1 protein-coding gene is annotated in these 201 nt (G+C 58.2%); it reads left to right on the top strand.

Annotated elements, in window-relative coordinates:
- The coding region (locus JDF658_RS14160; RefSeq protein ID WP_143312042.1) for a hypothetical protein at positions 1–201 on the top strand (201 nt) is incomplete at both ends.

Below are 201 nucleotides of genomic sequence, written 5' to 3'. Positions count from 1 at the left end.
TAAGCCAGGCTCTGGCTCAGCTGGACCCGCAGCAGGTAGCAGCGGAACTGGGAGCGGGGGTGCCGACAGTGCGGGATATTTTTGAGGCCTTGCAAAAACCAGGGCGCGACCCGCGGGAGGATTTACCTAAGCCCATTTTCCGCCAGGATGTGACCAGCCTGGACAATCTGCAAGAAGGTATGATTCTCACCGGAACTGTAC

The sequence above is a fragment of the Carboxydocella sp. JDF658 genome, assembly GCF_002049395.1.
Lineage (GTDB): Bacteria > Bacillota.
Note: the sequence above shows the minus strand (reverse complement) of the source record. Positions and strands in the feature narration are given on the sequence as shown.